This window comes from Arthrobacter sp. Cza30, from assembly GCF_059090765.1.
In genome coordinates this window covers 402,974-419,697 of record NZ_JBNHGA010000007.1, presented here as the reverse complement: position 1 = coordinate 419,697, position 16,724 = coordinate 402,974, and the positions used below count along the sequence as shown (strand labels likewise).

The 16,724-nt window shown below is 66.9% G+C and carries 15 protein-coding genes; 11 read left to right on the top strand and 4 right to left on the bottom strand.

Translation table 11 applies throughout. The annotated features are described in order from the left end of the window. The first annotated feature begins 3 nt into the window (after positions 1-3). The 3 genes from trpS to AC5RVZ_RS24625 are packed head-to-tail and all read left to right on the top strand — an operon-like array spanning position 4 to position 2,754. Positions 4-1,086, top strand: coding sequence for a tryptophan--tRNA ligase (trpS, locus tag AC5RVZ_RS24635; protein ID WP_494068247.1), 1,083 nt, complete (start codon positions 4-6; stop codon positions 1,084-1,086). 2 nt (positions 1,087-1,088) lie between these two features. Beyond that, a complete protein-coding gene (locus tag AC5RVZ_RS24630) occupies positions 1,089-1,688 on the top strand; it encodes a 2'-5' RNA ligase family protein (RefSeq protein ID WP_494068246.1) in 600 nt (199 codons plus the stop codon). Further along, positions 1,660-2,754 (top strand): YihY/virulence factor BrkB family protein, encoded by a 1,095-nt coding sequence (locus tag AC5RVZ_RS24625; protein WP_494068245.1) that lies wholly within the window; start codon positions 1,660-1,662, stop codon positions 2,752-2,754. The genes AC5RVZ_RS24630 and AC5RVZ_RS24625 overlap by 29 nt, the downstream gene beginning before the upstream one ends. Before the next feature lie 73 nt (positions 2,755-2,827). Here the strand turns inward: AC5RVZ_RS24625 and AC5RVZ_RS24620 are convergent, their stop codons facing one another. The 4 genes from AC5RVZ_RS24620 to sdhC form a co-directional block, all read right to left on the bottom strand. Continuing rightward, positions 2,828-3,616, bottom strand: a complete 789-nt coding sequence (locus tag AC5RVZ_RS24620; protein ID WP_494068244.1) for a succinate dehydrogenase iron-sulfur subunit — start codon at positions 3,614-3,616, stop codon at positions 2,828-2,830. After that, positions 3,616-5,403, bottom strand: coding sequence for a succinate dehydrogenase flavoprotein subunit (gene sdhA / locus AC5RVZ_RS24615; protein WP_493978599.1), 1,788 nt, complete (start codon positions 5,401-5,403; stop codon positions 3,616-3,618). The genes AC5RVZ_RS24620 and sdhA overlap by 1 nt, the downstream gene beginning before the upstream one ends. Positions 5,404-5,491: 88 nt before the next feature. After that, entirely contained in the window at positions 5,492-5,962 is a 471-nt protein-coding gene (locus tag AC5RVZ_RS24610) for a succinate dehydrogenase hydrophobic membrane anchor subunit (RefSeq protein ID WP_493978600.1), read from the bottom strand. Positions 5,963-5,965: 3 nt separating this feature from the next. Continuing rightward, positions 5,966-6,349, bottom strand: coding sequence for a succinate dehydrogenase, cytochrome b556 subunit (gene sdhC, locus AC5RVZ_RS24605; protein WP_493978601.1), 384 nt, complete (start codon positions 6,347-6,349; stop codon positions 5,966-5,968). A gap of 338 nt (positions 6,350-6,687) precedes the next feature. Between sdhC and AC5RVZ_RS24600 the strand changes: the two genes are divergently transcribed. The 8 genes from AC5RVZ_RS24600 to AC5RVZ_RS24565 all read left to right on the top strand — a co-directional run bounded on the left by AC5RVZ_RS24600 (position 6,688) and on the right by AC5RVZ_RS24565 (position 16,580). Then, positions 6,688-7,833: a mannose-1-phosphate guanylyltransferase gene (locus AC5RVZ_RS24600; protein WP_494068243.1), complete on the top strand. Its 1,146-nt coding sequence runs from the start codon at positions 6,688-6,690 to the stop codon at positions 7,831-7,833. Positions 7,834-7,927: 94 nt separating this feature from the next. Beyond that, positions 7,928-9,157 carry an amidohydrolase gene (locus tag AC5RVZ_RS24595; RefSeq protein WP_494068242.1) on the top strand — a complete coding sequence of 410 codons (1,230 nt, stop codon included), beginning with the start codon at positions 7,928-7,930 and terminating at the stop codon, positions 9,155-9,157. 192 nt (positions 9,158-9,349) lie between these two features. After that, entirely contained in the window at positions 9,350-10,468 is a 1,119-nt protein-coding gene (locus tag AC5RVZ_RS24590; RefSeq protein WP_494068241.1) for a BMP family lipoprotein, read from the top strand. A 177-nt stretch (positions 10,469-10,645) separates the two neighbouring features. Beyond that, the gene (locus AC5RVZ_RS24585) at positions 10,646-12,211 is read left to right on the top strand and encodes an ABC transporter ATP-binding protein (RefSeq protein WP_494068297.1); all 1,566 of its coding nucleotides are present in this window, start codon (positions 10,646-10,648) and stop codon (positions 12,209-12,211) included. Continuing rightward, complete coding sequence (locus AC5RVZ_RS24580; protein ID WP_494068240.1) at positions 12,208-13,569, top strand: ABC transporter permease; 1,362 nt, start codon at positions 12,208-12,210, stop codon at positions 13,567-13,569. The genes AC5RVZ_RS24585 and AC5RVZ_RS24580 overlap by 4 nt, the downstream gene beginning before the upstream one ends. Then, entirely contained in the window at positions 13,566-14,855 is a 1,290-nt protein-coding gene (locus AC5RVZ_RS24575) for an ABC transporter permease (RefSeq protein WP_494068239.1), read from the top strand. The genes AC5RVZ_RS24580 and AC5RVZ_RS24575 overlap by 4 nt, the downstream gene beginning before the upstream one ends. A gap of 2 nt (positions 14,856-14,857) precedes the next feature. Next, positions 14,858-15,262, top strand: a complete 405-nt coding sequence (locus AC5RVZ_RS24570; protein ID WP_494068238.1) for a cytidine deaminase — start codon at positions 14,858-14,860, stop codon at positions 15,260-15,262. A gap of 31 nt (positions 15,263-15,293) precedes the next feature. After that, a complete protein-coding gene (locus AC5RVZ_RS24565) occupies positions 15,294-16,580 on the top strand; it encodes a thymidine phosphorylase (RefSeq protein ID WP_494068237.1) in 1,287 nt (428 codons plus the stop codon). The last annotated feature ends 144 nt before the right edge of the window (positions 16,581-16,724 follow it).

The window sequence follows — 16,724 nt, the reverse complement described above, 5'->3', positions numbered from 1 at the left end:
CCGATGAGCACAGGAACCACAGAACCCACAGAAACCGCCGTGCTGGCCGCCGGGCAGGCGGGCCGGCCGCAGGCCGAGCGTCCCAGGCTTCTCTCCGGCATGCAGCCGTCCGCCGACTCCCTGCATCTGGGCAACTACCTGGGCGCACTCGTCAATTGGGTCAAGCTGCAGGACGAGTACGAAACCTTCTACTTCATCCCCGACCTGCACGCCATCACGGTGGACTACGATCCGAAGGATCTGGCCCACCGCACCAGGGTCACCTGCGCGCAGTACATCGCCGGCGGCATCGACGTGGACCGCACGGCGCTCTTCGTCCAGTCCCACGTGCCGGAGCACGCCGAGCTGGCCTGGGTCCTGAACTGCGTGACCGGCTTCGGCGAGGCCTCCCGGATGACCCAGTTCAAGGACAAGACGCAGAAGAACGGTACCGACGCCGCAACCGTGGGGCTGTTCGCCTACCCGGTGCTGATGGCCGCGGACATCCTGCTGTACCGCCCCTACGGCGTGCCCGTCGGCGAGGACCAGCGCCAGCACCTGGAACTGGCCCGGAACTTGGCCCAGCGGTTCAACCACCGCTTCGGGGAAACGTTCGTGGTGCCCGAAGCCGTGATCCCCAAGGAGGGGGCGAAGATCTACGATCTCCAGCACCCTACCGCGAAAATGTCCAAGTCGGCCGAGTCGACCGCCGGCCTGATCAACATTCTCGACAATCCGAAGCAGGCCGCCAAGAAGATCAAGTCGGCCGTCACCGACGACGGCACGGAGATCCGCTTCGACCGCGAGGCCAAACCGGGCATCTCCAATCTGCTCACCATCTACTCCACGCTGACGGGCAAGACCGTCGCGCAGCTGGAGCAGGAGTACCAGGGCAAGATGTACGGTCATCTGAAGGTCGATCTGGCCGAGGTGGTCGTCGAAACGCTCGCGCCGGTGCAGGCGCGGGCCCAGGAGCTGCTGGACGATCCGGCTGAACTGGACCGGCTGCTGGCGCGCGGGGCCCGGAAGGCCCGTTCCATCGCATCGGTTACACTCGCTGATGTGTACTCCAAGGTAGGTTTCATGGCCCCCGGAGGCGAACGCTAGCCATGCGCCAGCAGGACCAGGACAGCATCGCCCGTGTAGAGCACGACGGCGATGCTGGCCGCGGTGCCCGGACGGCGGTCGGCTGCGTCGGCGTGGTCATCGGGGTCCCGGAGCCGATGGCCAGCGAGCTGCAGGGCTGGCGGGCCTCGTTCGGTGACCCGCTGGCCTCGGTGATACCGCCGCACATCACCCTGGTCACCACCACTCCGGTGCTGGACTGGGACGAAGCCGTCCAGCACGTCCGGGCCGTGGCCAGTGCGCAGTCCCCGTTCACCCTCTCCCTGCGCGGCACGGGCAGTTTCCGCCCGGTTTCGCCCGTGGTCTACCTGAGCATCGACGAGGGCTTCGACGAGTGCGTCGCGCTGCACCAAAAACTCCAGTCCGGCCCGCTGGAACGCGACCTCGAGTTCGGCTTCCACCCGCATGTGACCGTGGCGCACGACGTCAGCGAAGCCAGCATGGACTCGGCCGAAAGCAAGCTCGCTGATTATGACGCCGCATTCCGGGTCAGTAGCATGGGGCTCTACGAGCACGACGAGACTGGTGTGTGGATACTACGGGAAGAGTTGAGCTTTGGCGCCGGACCCGCAGGAGCAGGCTGAGGCAACGCCGGATCCGCTGGAACGGCAGCAACTGCTGCTCGCCGCCGTGAGGCAGCGGCGGGAAGCAGGCCGCGCCAAGCGCGAAGAAGGCGCCCTGCAAAGCAGCTTGGCCGCGGCCAAGTACAGGCTCGCGAAGATCAACTCCTGGCGCCTGATGCGGGTCATGAATCTCTACGCCCTGAGGCACGGGCCATTGCTGGCGGCCGGGTGCGCCTACAAGATGTTCTTCTCGGTAGCGGCGATGCTGGTGGCCGGTTTCTCCATCCTCGGCTTGGTGGCCGCCGGCAACCGCGACCTGCAGATGGCCATCGTACGGGTGGTGAACGAATTCGTCCCTGGATTGATTGACACCGGCACCGGGCCCGAGGGCCTGGCCTCACCCCAAGAGCTCTTCGCCCACGGCGAGGCTTTCGGCGTCAGCCTGATCATCTCCACCGCCGTCATGATCTGGACCTCGTTGGGCTGGATCGCGGGGCTGCGCACGGGGATGCGCGGCATCTTCGACCTGCCGCCCCTGCAAACGAACATCGTCCTGGTCAAGCTCAAGGATACCGGCACGCTGCTGATCGTGGCCGTTGCCTTGGTCGTGACCACGCTCGTCGCCGCCATAGCCAATACCGCGCTGGACCTGATCGTGGAATTGCTCGGCATCCAAGGCGCAGCCGTGGTGCCGCTGACCCGGATCGCCGGCATCGTGGTCATGCTGCTGCTGGATACGGCGGTTGCCGTGATCCTGTTCCGCGTGGCGTCAGGCATCCGGATGCCGCGCACGGTGATGCTCCAGTCCGCCTTGCTCGCCGGTATCGGCAGTACCGTGCTCAGGTACTTCTCCTCGTCACTGCTGGGCAACGTGGGCAGCAACTGGCTGCTGGCTCCTTTCGCCGTCATCCTGGGCCTGTTCGTGTGGTTCTACCTGCTCAGCCAGGTCTACCTGGTCGCCACCGCCTGGGGAGCGGTCGGCACGGCGGACGCGCTGGCCAGGCAGGCGGCCGGCGGGCGGGACAGCCGGTCGCTGCGGCAGCGGGCGTGGGGCCTGCGCCGGCGGAGGCCCCTGCCGGAATCTTAAACGCCGGTGGCGCCGACTCCCGAAGGAATCGGCGCCACCGGCCGGCGCAGTCCGAAGGGACCGCCCGGGTTGGCTACACGGAGCGGGCCAGGATCGCCTGGCGGACCTCGGTGATCGCCTTGGTCACCTGGATGCCGCGGGGGCAGGCCTCGGTGCAGTTGAAGGTGGTGCGGCAGCGCCACACGCCTTCCTTGTCGTTGAGGACCTCCAGGCGCATGTCGCCGGCATCATCGCGGGAATCGAAGATGAAGCGGTGCGCGTTCACGATCGCCGCCGGCCCGAAGTACTGGCCGTCGGTCCAGAACACCGGGCAGGAGGAGGTGCAGGCGGCGCAGAGGATGCACTTGGTGGTGTCGTCGAACCGCTCGCGGTCCTCCTGCGACTGCAGCCGCTCGCGGGTCGGCGCGTGGCCGTTGTTGATCAGGAACGGCATGATCTCGCGGTAGGACTGGAAGAACGGCTCCATGTCCACGATCAGGTCCTTCTCCACCGGCAGGCCCTTGATCGGTTCCACCGTGATGGGCTTGGCCGTGTCCAGGTCCTTCAGCAGCGTCTTGCAGGCCAGGCGGTTGCGGCCGTTGATGCGCATCGCATCGGAGCCGCAGACGCCGTGGGCGCAGGACCGGCGGAAGGATACGGAACCGTCATGCTCCCACTTGACCTTGTGCAGGGCATCCAGCACGCGGTCCGTGCCGTACATGGTGAGCTTGAACTCGTCCCAGCGGGCTTCCTCGGAAACTTCCGGATCGTAGCGGCGGACCTTCAGCGTAATGTCAAAGCTGGGGATCTCGCCGCCGCCGCCGACCCCGGGAGCCAGCTCGACCTTGGACGGTCCTTCGGGAATTTCGGTCGCGGTGCTCATCAGTATTTCCTCACCATCGGTTCGTAGCGCGTGAATACCACGGGTTTGGTATCCATGCGGATGCCGGCCGTCTGATCGGTCACGGCGTCGACGTCCAGGTAGCACATGGAGTGCTTCATGAAGTTCTCGTCGTCGCGGTCCGGGTAGTCCTCGCGGAAGTGTCCGCCGCGGGACTCCGTGCGGTGCAGCGCCGCCACGGTCATCACCTGGGCCATGTCCAGCAGGAAGCCGAGTTCCACGGCCTCCAGCAGGTCCAGGTTGAAGCGCTTGCCCTTGTCCTGGACGCTGATGTTCTTGTAGCGCTCGCGCAGCGAAGCGATCACGTTCAGCGCCTCGGTCAGGGACTTCTCGTCGCGGAACACCTGCACGTTGGCGTCCATGATGTCCTGCAGTTCCTTGCGGATCTGGGCGACCCGCTCGGTACCGGTGCCGCCGCGCACCGTCTCGAGCAGCTCCATCGTGTACAGCTCCGGGTTCTCCGGCAGCTCGACGAAGTCCGCGGTCTTGGCGTACTCGGCGGCGTTGATGCCGGAGCGCTTGCCGAAGACGTTGATGTCCAGCAGGGAGTTGGTTCCCAGCCGGTTCGAGCCGTGGACGGAGACGCAGGCCACCTCGCCGGCGGCGTACAGGCCCGGCACAACGGTGTCGTTGTCCTGCAGCACCTCGGCCTTGATGTTGGTGGGAATGCCACCCATGGCGTAGTGGGCGGTGGGGAACACCGGCACCGGCTCGGTGTAGGGCTCGACGCCGAGGTAGGTGCGCGCGAACTCCGTGATGTCCGGCAGCTTCGCGTCGATGTGCGCCGGCTCCAGGTGGGTCAGGTCCAGCAGCACGTAGTCCTTGTTCGGACCGCAGCCGCGGCCTTCCCGGACCTCCAGGGCCATGGAGCGGGCCACGATGTCACGCGGCGCCAGGTCCTTGATGGTGGGGGCGTAGCGCTCCATGAAGCGCTCACCGTCGGCGTTGCGAAGGATTCCGCCTTCGCCGCGGGCGGCCTCGGAGAGCAGGATGCCCAGGCCGGCCAGGCCGGTCGGGTGGAACTGGACGAACTCCATGTCCTCCAGCGGAAGGCCGCGGCGGAACGCGATGCCCATGCCGTCGCCGGTCAGGGTGTGCGCGTTAGAGGTGGTCTTGAAGACCTTGCCCACGCCGCCCGAAGCGAAGATGACGGACTTAGCCTGGAAGACGTGGAGCTCGCCGGAGGCCAGATCATAACTGACGACGCCGGCGACGCGCTTCTGCTTGTAGGGGGTGCCGTCCGCGCGGGTGGCGTCTTCCTCGACCAGCAGCAGGTCCAGCACGTAGTACTCGTTGTAGAACTCAACGTTGTGCTTGACGCAGTTTTGGTAGAGGGTCTGCAGGATCATGTGTCCGGTGCGGTCGGCGGCGTAGCAGGCGCGGCGGACCGGGGCCTTGCCGTGGTCGCGGGTGTGTCCGCCGAAGCGGCGCTGGTCGATCTTGCCCTCGGGCGTCCGGTTGAACGGCAGACCCATCTTTTCCAGGTCCAGCACCGCGTCGATGGCTTCCTTGGCCATCACTTCGGCGGCATCCTGGTCAACCAGGTAGTCGCCGCCCTTGATCGTGTCAAAGGTGTGCCATTCCCAGTTGTCCTCTTCGACGTTCGCCAGTGCGGCGCACATGCCGCCCTGGGCCGCGCCGGTGTGGGAACGGGTGGGATACAGCTTGGTCAGTACTGCGGTGTGCGCGCGCTGGCCTGATTCGATCGCGGCGCGCATACCGGCGCCACCGGCACCGACAATGACGACGTCGTACTTATGGACCTGCATACTGGATGCTCTTTCTGTTGAAACTGGGTTTTCTTCGCCGTGTGGGGTTCACGACGGGCAACGGCGCCGCGGTCTGTCGCGGGGACGGTTAGGGGGCCGGGCAGAACGACGGCAGCAGCTCGGCGGTGGCGTTGGCCGGGCACGGATCGAAGGTGAAGATCACCAGGGTGCCGAGCACGATGATGACGGCAGAGGCCACGTACAGGACCATCTTGAACCAGAAGCGGGTGATGTCCTTTTCCGCGTAGTCCTCGATGATGGTCCGCACGCCGTTGGTGCCGTGCAGCATGGCCAGCCAGAGCATGGCCAGGTCCCAGATCTGCCAGAACGGGTCGGCCCACTTGCCGGCCACGAAGCCGAAGTCGATGGCGTGGACGCCTTCGCCCACCATCAGGTTGACGAACAGGTGCCCAAAGACCAGCACCACCAGGATGAGGCCGGAGAGCCGCATGAACAGCCATGCGTACAGTTCGAAGTTGCCCTTGCGCCCCTTGTTGCGCATGTACTCGGGAGCGATGCGGGCGCTGCGGGGGGCCTGGATTTCAGAGTTGACCGACATGAGTTAGTGACCCCCGGTGAAAGCGAGCGTGAGGTGGCGGATGAGGAACGGAATCATGACGACGACCCAGAGGCCGACAACCCCCCACAGAAGCTTGGCCTGGTACTTGGGCCCCTTCTTCCAGAAGTCGATGAGGATGACGCGAAGCCCGTTAAAGGCGTGGTAGACGATGGCCGCTACCAAGCCGGCTTCCAGAATGGCCATGATCGGGTTCTTGTACGTGGCCATGACGGCGTCATAGGCGCCCGGGGATACCCGGACCAGCGCGGTATCGAGCACGTGTACCAAGAGAAAGAAAAAGATTGCGACGCCCGTGATGCGGTGTCCTACCCAAGACCACATGCCTTCACGGCCGCGGTATAAGGTCCCTGCTGGTGTCTTCGACACTGAATTACCCTCCCTGCATCGCAGAGGCGCAGCGTGGCTTCCACGCAAGAGTTGACGCCGGTGCGAGAGCGCTCTATAGCTCAAGACTAATCTAGGCTTCGCTGAGGGCTTATTCAATTCAGGTACAGCAGGGTGTGACCTTCTTAACAGCACGGGTTCAACCGCCCGTGCCGCACCGGCTTCCACGGGGCGGGTGAGGCCGGTCCGCGGCCCCGCAGGCTCTGGATTCCGACGGGGCGGCGGTTTGCGCTGTTACGACACCGGCAAACCACCCCGACGGCAGAAATCGGCCTGCAGGATGAAGGCGGTACCCACGTTGCTGGATTACCGTGGAGAGCGTGAACACTCAAGCAGCAGGCCGGGATGCGGCCGACGACGACGCCGTGCTGGACCGTTTTCATGCAGTTATTCCGGCCGGCGGGACCGGGACGCGGTTGTGGCCGCTGTCCCGCGCGGCGGCGCCGAAGTTCCTGCACGACCTGACCGGTTCCGGGTCCACGCTGATCCGCGCCACCTATTCCCGTCTCGAGCCGCTGTGCCAGGGGCGGACCCTGGTGGTAACCGGCAAGTTGCACCGGCAGGCGGTCTGCGCACAGCTGCCCGAGCTTCAGGATGCGAACCTGGTGCTGGAGCCGGAGCCGAAGGACTCGGCGGCGGCGATCGGTCTCGCCGCGGCGATCCTGTACCGGCGGGACCCGCGGATCATCATGGGCTCCTTCGCCGCGGACCAGGTGATCACCCCGGTGGAGGACTTCCAGCAGGCGGTTCGCGAGGCCGTGCACACCGCGGCCGAGGGCTACATCGTCACGATCGGGATCACGCCGACGCATCCGGCCACCGGATTCGGGTACATCCGCTCCGCCGGGGCGCTGCAGGTCCCCGGGGCGCCCTCCGCGCAGGCGGTGGTCGAGTTCGTGGAGAAACCCGACGAGCAGGTGGCCCGCGGCTACCTGGCGACGGGGGAATATTCCTGGAACGCCGGCATGTTCGTGGCGCCGGTTGACCTGCTGCTGAAGCATTTGGAAACCAACGAACCCGAACTCTTTGCCGGCCTGACCGAGATCGCCGAGGCCTGGGACACTCCCGCCCGCGGCGCGGTGATGCGCAGGATCTGGCCGGACCTGCCCAAGACGTCGATCGACTACGCGGTGGCCGAACCCGCGGCGGCCGCCGGCGACGTGGCGATGATCCCCGGTTCCTTCTCCTGGGACGACGTGGGCGACTTCGCCGCGATCGGGCGGTTGAATACCGCCAGCGAAACCTCCGGGCTCACGGTCCTCGGCGAAGGGGCGAGGGTCTTCGCGGAGTCGGCCACCGGCGTCGTGGTGTCCGACACCAAACGCGTGATCGCGCTGATCGGCATCGACGACGTCGTCGTGGTCGACACCCCGGACGCGCTGCTGGTCACCACCAAGGAACACGCGCAGAAGGTGAAGTCCGCCGTCGAGCACCTCAGGGCCAGCGGCGACACCGACGTCCTCTAAGGCGTACGGCACCCGGGACCGGCGGCGAAAGCCTGGTCCTGTGCAAGGCCGGCGACCGTCCTCGGAAGGTCGCCCAAATCGATAGAGTGCAGGTGTGCAGAAGATTTCAGAAACTCCGCTGGCCAATCTCAATATCGGCGTCTGGGCATCGCCGCTGCTGGATGAACTCCGGCGGTTCCGGCGGGACCTGCACCAGCATCCCGAGTTGTCGCACAAGGAATTCCTCACCACCCGGAAGCTGGCCGAGCGGCTGACGGCCGCAGGGCTGGAACCGCAACTGCTGGACGGCACCGGGCTGTTCGTCGACGTCGGGGAGGGCCCGCTGGCCATCGGGCTGCGCGCGGACATCGACGCCCTGCCGATCATGGAAGAAACCGGCCTCGACTACGCCTCGGTCAACACCGGCATCAGCCATGCCTGCGGACACGACATCCACACCACGGTGATGCTCGGCGTCGCGCTGGTCCTGCGCAAACTGGATCTGGATGGCGAACTGTCCGCCCGCGTGCGGGTCATCTTCCAGCCGGCCGAGGAGACCATGCCCGGCGGCGCGTTGGCCGTCATCGAGCAGGGCGTGCTGGAAGGGCTGCCGCGGATCCTGGCCCTGCACTGCGACCCGCGCATCGACGTCGGCTTGGTCGGCACCCGGATCGGAGCCATCACCTCCGCCTCGGACACCATACGGATTGAACTGCGCGGGCGCGGCGGCCACACGTCCCGGCCGCACCTGACGGAGGACCTGGTGTTCGCGCTGGCCGAGATCGCCGTCAGTGTCCCCGCCGTCATCAACCGGCGGATCGATGTCCGCAGCGCCGTCTCGCTGGTGTGGGGGCAGATTCAGGCGGGTGCGGCCCCCAACGCCATCCCGGCCGTCGGCTACATGGCCGGCACCATGCGCTGCCTGGACGGGGAAGCCTGGCAGGCCGCCGGCGAGCTGGTGGACGAGGTGGTGAACCAGGTGGCCGCACCGTTCGGCGTGGACGTCAAGCTCGAACACATCCGCGGCGTGCCTCCCGTGATCAACACCGAGCGGGAAACCACGCTGCTCGAGGCGGCGGCCCGGAGCGAGTTGGGGGAGGACGCGGTGACCCTCACGCCGCAGTCGATGGGCGGGGAGGACTTCGCCTGGATGACCCAGGAAGTGCCCGGCGCGATGATGCGGCTGGGCACCCGGAGCCCGGGCGGCGAAACCTTCGACCTGCACCGCGGCGACTACGCTCCCGATGAGCACGCCATCGGCGTGGGCGTGCGCGTCATGGCCAAGGCCGCCGTGCTGGCCGCCCGGCGTCACCGGGACACGGCAGCCGGTGCTACCCAAAAGTAACAACTTTTGAACAATCTGCGCGCGCCGGTAGCGATTGCTTCGCCGGTGGGGCGCGCGGGAACTACTGTAGGGTCATCAACTGTGCACCTGCAGGACAGGTGCTGTGCCACGCGGAGTACAAGTCAAACGCCGCACTTCTTGTGAAGCGACCATTGAACTGTGGCGGGGCAGACATTCTTTTATGGAGGAACATTGAAGACTTCACTGCGCAAGATTAAGCGCGGCACCGGCCTCTCCGCCGCGGTGCTGGGCGCGTCCGCACTGGTTCTGACCGCTTGCGGCGCACCGCCGGCCCAAGAGGGCGGCGCCAGCGGCAGCCCGGCAGCGGAAGGCACCGACTACCTCGGCTGCATCGTCTCCGACTCCGGTGGATTCGACGACCGCTCGTTCAACCAGTCGAGCTACGAAGGCCTGAAGATGGCCGAGGAAGAGCTGGGCATCAAGATCCGCGAGGCCGAGTCCCAGGCCGAGACCGATTTCGGTCCCAACGTGGATGCCATGGTGCAGGCCAACTGCGACATGGTCCTCACGGTCGGCTTCCTGCTGGGCGACGTGACCAAGGAAGCGGCTGCGGCCAACCCCGAGACCAACTTCGCGATCGTCGACTACAACGACCCGGAGTTCGGCGACAACGTCAAGCCGATCATCTACGACACGGCGCAGGCGGCGTTCCTGGCCGGCTACGTCGCGGCCGCAACCAGCGAGACCGGCAAGGTGGCCACCTACGGCGGCATGAACATCCCCACCGTCACCATCTTCATGGACGGCTTCGCCGACGGCGTGGACTACTACAACGAGCAGAAGGACGCCAACGTCGAACTGCTCGGCTGGAACAAGGAAGCCCAGAACGGTACCTTCGTCGGCAACTTCGAGGACCAGGGCAAGGGCAAGACCAACACCCTGAACTTCATCAACGAGGGCGCGGACATCATCATGCCGGTGGCCGGCCCGGTGGGCCTGGGCACGCTGGACGCCGTGCTCGAAGCCAACGCCGACGGCAAGGATGCCAAGGTTGTCTGGGTCGATTCGGACGGCTACGAAAGCGCCGGCAAGGCCGAGGAGTTCATCCTTACTTCGGTTGTCAAGGAGATGGGCGCCTCGGTAGAGGACGTTATTCGGACCGACTTCGGGGGCAACTTCGACAGCACCCCGTACATCGGAACCCTGGAGAACGGCGGCGTGGCACTGGCCCCGTTCCATGACCTCGACGCAGCGGTTTCCGATGAGACCAAGTCGGAACTGGAAACCATCAAGGAATCGATCATCTCGGGCAAGATCAAGGTCGAATCCAAGTCCAGCCCGCAGCAGTAAGCACGCAGCGGACCGTCGTCCTCCGTACCGGACACCGGTGCCGAGGGCGGCGGTCCGCGCTGTAATCGGCCGAACCGGTTTAGGCTAGGCACAGCGTCCGGGCAGCAGCACCGTCCGGCACCGCGCCGCTGGATGAGGACCGTCGTACCTACGGACAAAGAACAGGTGGGTTGGGGTTTGAAACTCGAGCTCAAGGGAATCACCAAGCGATTCGGCTCCCTGGTTGCCAACGACCACATTGACCTGGTGGTGCAGCCGGGACAGGTGCACAGCCTGCTGGGTGAAAACGGCGCCGGGAAATCCACGCTGATGAACGTCCTCTACGGGCTTTACGAGCCCAGCGAAGGCCAGATCCTGGTCGACGACAAGCCGGTGACCTTCGACGGCCCCGGGGATGCCATGGCGGCCGGCATCGGCATGGTGCACCAGCACTTCATGCTGGTCCCGGTGTTCACCGTGGCCGAGAACGTGGCGCTGGGCAACGAGGCGACCAAGGCCGGCGGCCAACTCAACCTGGAGGAGACCCGGGCACGGATCAGGGAGATCTCCGACCAATACGGTTTCGAGGTGGATCCCGACGCGGTGGTCGAGGACCTGCCGGTCGGAGTGCAGCAGCGGGTCGAAATCATCAAGGCCCTGGTCCGCGACGCCGAAGTGCTGATCCTGGACGAGCCGACCGCCGTCCTGACGCCGAAGGAAACCGATGAGCTGCTGGGCATCATGGGCCAGCTCAAGGCCGACGGCAAGGCCATCGTCTTCATCTCCCACAAGCTGCGCGAAGTCAAGGCGGTTTCGGACATCATCACGGTCATTCGCCGTGGCAAGGTCATCGGCGACGCGCCGCCCTCGGCCTCCACGACCGAGTTGGCGGAAATGATGGTGGGCCGCGCCGTCAGCCTGACCCTCAACAAGGAACCGGCCCGGCCGGGCGAGGAAACGCTCACCGTCGAGAACCTCACGGTGCGCTCGGCCACGGGCCAGCGCGTGGTGGACGGCATCAGTTTCGGCATCGCGCGCGGCGAGATCCTCGCGGTGGCCGGGGTCCAAGGTAACGGGCAGACCGAACTGACCGAGGCGATCCTGGGGCTGCAGGACCACGTGTCCGGCTCCATCAAGCTCGAAGGCCGCGAACTGGTGGGCCGCAAGGTCAAGGACATCATCGAGGCCGGCGTCGGTTTCGTGCCGGAGGACCGCAGCGTCGAGGGCTTGGTCGGGACCTTCTCGGTGGCCGAAAACCTCATCCTCAACCGCTACGACCAGCCGCCGTTTGCCCGCGGCCTGGCCATGAAGCCGGCCCTGGTCGCCCAAAACGCCGAGCAGTACATCTCGGAGTTCGACGTCCGCACCCAGTCCGCGGCGGCGGCGGCCGGTACGCTCTCCGGCGGAAACCAGCAAAAGGTGGTCATGGCCCGGGAACTGTCCAGGCCGTTGAAGCTCTTTATCGCTTCCCAGCCCACCCGCGGCGTGGACGTAGGCTCCATCGAATTCCTGCACAAGCGGATCGTCGCCGAGCGCGACGTCGGCACGCCGGTGATGATCGTTTCCACCGAACTGGACGAGGTGCTGGAACTTGCCGACCGGATCGCCGTGCTCTATCAGGGCCGGCTGATGGGCATCGTCCCCGCCGGCACCTCGCGCGGCGAGCTGGGCCTGATGATGGCCGGCATGAGCGCCGAGGAAGCACAGGCACACCGGACGGACGCCGAAGTACAGCAGACAGACGCCGAAGGAGGCGAGGAATGAGCGCGGACGAGTCCGGCAAGCACGGGAAGCGGTCGAAACACGCGGGAACGCCCATGGCGGAGGGCGACGAGCAGCGGCTCGAGGCGGCTGCCGCCCTCGGCGACGGCACCCAGGCACCGCCGGCCGTGTTGCCCACGGGGGAGAGCCTGCACCCCGAGCTGCGCGCGCATCAGACCGTCATGCAGCGGATCGTCTCCGGCAACGCGCTGGTGGCTGTCCTCGCCATCGTGCTGTCCCTGATCGCCGGCGGCATCCTGATCGCGTTGACGAACGAGGAAGTGGCCCGGACCTCCAGCTACTTCTTCGCCCGGCCGCAGGACATGCTGGCTGCCGGCTGGACGGCCGCCGCCAACGCCTACGCCGCACTGTTCCAAGGCTCGATCTTCAACTTCGAGGGCGCCACGTTCGCCCGGATGATCTACCCGTTGACCCAGACGCTGACCGTGGCCACGCCGCTCATCTGCGCGGGCCTGGGCGTGGCGCTGGCGTTCCGCGCGGGACTGTTCAACATCGGCGCGCAGGGCCAGATCATCATCGGTGCCACCCTGGCCGCCTGGGTCGGCTTCAGCTGGCACCTTCCGGTGGGCCTGCACCTGCTCCTGGTCATCATCGCCGGCATCATCGGCGGCGCACTGTGGGGCGGCCTCGTCGGCCTGCTGAAGGCCAAGACCGGTGCCCACGAGGTGATCCTGTCGATCATGCTCAACTACGTGGCCATCAACCTGGTGCTGTACCTGCTGACCATGCCGGCGTTCCAGCGACCGGGCTCCACCAACCCGATCAGCCCGCAACTGGATGCCACGGCCATGTATCCGCCGCTCTTCGGCGACACCTTCCGGCTGCACTGGGGCTTCGTGGTAGCCATCCTGGCCACCGTTTTTTGCTGGTGGCTGCTCAACCGCTCCACCATTGGCTTCGAGCTGCGCGCGGTCGGCTCCAACCCGCACGCCGCCCGCACCGCCGGCATCAGCGTCACCAAGGGCTACGTCGTGGTGATGGTGCTGGCGGGCGCCCTCGCCGGCCTGGCCGGAGTCGCGCAAGTGGCCGGCACCGAACGCGTGCTGACCTCGGGCGTCGCGGCCAGTTTCGGGTTCGACGCCATCACCGTGGCACTGCTGGGACGTTCGACGCCGTGGGGCACCTTCGCGGCCGGCCTGCTGTTCGGCGCCTTCCGCGCCGGCGGGGTGACCATGCAGACCAACACGGGCACCGGCATCGACATCGTGCTGGTGGTCCAGTCCATGATCGTGCTGTTCATCGCGGCGCCGCCGCTCGTGCGCGCGATCTTCCGGCTCCCCGAGCCGGGCAAGCTGACGGCAAGACCCCGTAAGACCGCAAGCACCGGAGGTGCAGCATGAGCACGGTTACCGCCGCCGCCCCGCAGCAAAGCCCAGCCGCTGCGGACACCGTGCGGAACTGGAAGACGCCGGTCATCCTGGCCGTCCTGGCTTTCGCGGCCGTCCTGGTGTTCGCGGTCGGGGCGCCGGACAACTCGGTGACCTTCCGGCTATCGGACCCCAACGACCCGGTGGTGCTGCCGTCGGTGGTGCTCTCGGCCGTCGTCACCGGCTGGGTCACGGCCGTCCTGATGCTCGCCGGCGCCGTCTGGTCGTTCATGCTGGTCCGGTCCGGACGAAAGGTCCCCGGCTGGCTGGTGGCCGTCTTTGCCGTGCTGTTCGTGGTCGGATTCCTCACCTGGGTGGTCGGCAGCGCCCGGACCCCCAACGTGGCCCTCTACGGGCTGCTGGCCGGTTCGGTCACGCTGGCCGTGCCGCTGATCTTCGGCTCCCTCTCCGGAGTGCTGTGCGAGCGCTCCGGCGTCGTCAACATCGCCATCGAAGGACAGCTGCTGTTCGGTGCCTTCTCCGCCGCGGTCGCCGGGTCGCTCTCCGGCAACGCGTTCATCGGCCTGGCCGCAGCGGCCGTCGGCGGCGTGCTCGTCTCGGCGGTACTGGCGGTGTTCAGCATCAAGTACATCGTCAACCAGGTGATCGTCGGCGTGGTGCTCAACGTGCTGGTTTCCGGCCTGACCGGTTTCCTGTTCTCCACCGTCCTCTCGGCCGACTCGGCCACCTGGAACTCTCCGCCGCGGCTGCCGATCATCAGCATTCCGGTGCTGTCCGACATCCCGATCATCGGCCCCATCCTGTTCGAGCAGTCGGTGGTCGGCTACCTGATGTACGTCGCGGTGGCCGTGATCTACTTCGGCCTGTTCCACACCAAGTGGGGCCTGCGCACCCGTGCCGTCGGGGAACACCCGAAGGCGGCGGACACCCTGGGCGTGAAGGTCAACCGGATGCGGTTCATGAACGTGCTGCTGGCCGGCGTCGTCGCCGGTTTCGGCGGCGCCTTCTTCACCCTGGTCCTTGTGTCCAGCTTCGGCCGCGACATGACCGCCGGGCAGGGCTACATCGCCCTGGCGGCGCTGATCTTCGGCCGCTGGAACCCGCTGTACGCGTTCTTCGCGGCGTTGTTATTTGGCTTCGCGACCAATCTGCAGTACGTGCTCAGCGCCCTGGGCTCCACGGTGCCGAACCAATTCCTGGCCATGCTGCCCTACGTGGTGACCATCTTCGCCGTCGCCGGCCTGGTGGGCCGCGCCCGACCCCCGGCCGCCAGCGGCGTGCCGTACATCAAGGGGTGACCGTGGAAGCACCAACGACGGCCCAGGTGGACTGGCACGCCCTCCAGCAGGCCGCGGAGGCAGCCATGCGGCTGGCCTACGTACCGTACTCGGGCTTCCCGGTCGGTGCCGCCGCGCTCACCGACGACGGCCGGATCGTCTCCGGCTGCAACGTGGAAAACGCCTCCTACGGCTTGACCCTGTGCGCGGAATGTTCGCTGGTGAGCCAGCTGAACATGACGGGCGGCGGGAAACTGGCCGCCTTCAGCTGCGTGGACGGGGAGGGCAACGCCCTGATGCCGTGCGGCCGGTGCCGTCAGCTGCTGTACGAGTTCCGCGCGCCCGGCATGCTGCTGATGACGCCGGCCGGCGTCAGGACCATGGACCAGGTGCTGCCCGACGCCTTCGGCGCGCAGCACCTGGCCTGACGGGCGGAACGCATCACCTAAGGAGCAGGACATGACCGAAACATTCGACGCCGTCGACATCATCCGGACCAAGCGGGACAAGGGAACGCTCAGCCCGGAGCAGATCGCCTGGACCATCGACGCCTACACCCGCGGTGCCATCGCCGACGAGCAGATGTCCGCGCTGAACATGGCCATCCTGCTCAACGGCATGGACCGGGAGGAGATCGCGCACTGGACGACGGCGATGATCGCCTCCGGCGAGCGGATGGACTTCTCCTCGCTCGGCAAGCCGACCGCCGACAAGCATTCCACCGGCGGCGTGGGGGACAAGATCACCCTCCCGCTGGCCCCGCTGGTGGCCGTATTCAACGTGGCGGTGCCGCAGCTGTCCGGCCGCGGCCTGGGCCACACCGGCGGCACCCTGGACAAGCTCGAGTCGATTCCGGGCTGGCGGGCCCTGCTCAGCAATGACGAGATGATGAGCCAACTGGCCGGCATCGGCGCCGTGATCTGCGCGGCCGGGGCCGGCCTGGCTCCCGCGGACAAGAAGCTCTACGCGCTGCGTGATGTGACCGGCACGGTCGAGGCGATCCCGCTGATTGCCTCCTCGATCATGAGCAAGAAGATTGCCGAAGGCACCGGCTCGCTGGTGCTGGACGTGAAGGTCGGCAGCGGGGCCTTCATGAAGGATGAGCGCAACGCCCGGGAACTGGCCGAAACCATGGTCGCCCTGGGGCAGGACGCGGGCGTGAACACCGTGGCGCTGCTGACCGATATGAGCACGCCGCTCGGGCTGACCGCCGGCAACGCCATCGAGGTCGAGGAATCGGTGGAGGTGCTGGCGGGCGGTGGCCCCGAGGACGTCGTGGAGCTGACCGTGAGGCTGGCCGAGGAGATGCTGCACGCAGCCGGCGTGACGGATGCCGACCCCGCGGCCGCGCTGCGGGACGGCCGAGCCATGGACGTCTGGAAATCCATGATCCGCGCCCAGGGCGGGGATCCCGACGCCAAGCTGCCGGTGGCCAGGGAGTCGGAAGTCGTCTACGCCGAGGCCGACGGCGTGCTGATGCAGCTGGACGCCTTGGCCGTCGGCGTCGCCGCCTGGCGGCTCGGTGCCGGACGCGCCCGCAAGGAAGACGCCGTGCAGGCCGGGGCCGGCGTGCGGATGCACGCCAAGCCCGGGGCGGTGGTCCGCGCAGGTGAACCGCTGATGACGCTGCTGACCGATACCCCCGAAAGGTTCGACCGCGCCAAGGAGGCGCTGCGCGGCGCCGTCGTTATTGCCCCGGAGGGGAGCCGGCCGGCCCGGCGGCTGATCATCGACCGGGTGGCGTGACTCACCCCTGACCTGGCCGCCGCGGGATCTCCGGCACCGCCTGCCTCCCTGGACCGGAGGGGCGTGCAACCCCCTCCGGGGAGCGGGAGACCCCAGCTGAAAACAACTGGGGCAGCACGGATATATATCCACCGGAGCAAGCTC

Excerpts from the sequence above, each read along its gene's own strand:
- trpS (WP_494068247.1), top strand. The coding sequence starts at position 4 with ATGAGCACAGGAACCACAGAACCCACAGAAACCGCCGTGCTGGCCGCC.
- AC5RVZ_RS24630 (WP_494068246.1), top strand. The coding sequence starts at position 1,089 with ATGCGCCAGCAGGACCAGGACAGCATCGCCCGTGTAGAGCACGACGGC.
- AC5RVZ_RS24620 (WP_494068244.1), bottom strand. The coding sequence starts at position 3,616 with ATGAGCACCGCGACCGAAATTCCCGAAGGACCGTCCAAGGTCGAGCTG.
- sdhA (WP_493978599.1), bottom strand. The coding sequence starts at position 5,403 with ATGCAGGTCCATAAGTACGACGTCGTCATTGTCGGTGCCGGTGGCGCC.
- AC5RVZ_RS24610 (WP_493978600.1), bottom strand. The coding sequence starts at position 5,962 with ATGTCGGTCAACTCTGAAATCCAGGCCCCCCGCAGCGCCCGCATCGCT.
- AC5RVZ_RS24580 (WP_494068240.1), top strand. The coding sequence starts at position 12,208 with ATGAGCGCGGACGAGTCCGGCAAGCACGGGAAGCGGTCGAAACACGCG.
- AC5RVZ_RS24575 (WP_494068239.1), top strand. The coding sequence starts at position 13,566 with ATGAGCACGGTTACCGCCGCCGCCCCGCAGCAAAGCCCAGCCGCTGCG.
- AC5RVZ_RS24565 (WP_494068237.1), top strand. The coding sequence starts at position 15,294 with ATGACCGAAACATTCGACGCCGTCGACATCATCCGGACCAAGCGGGAC.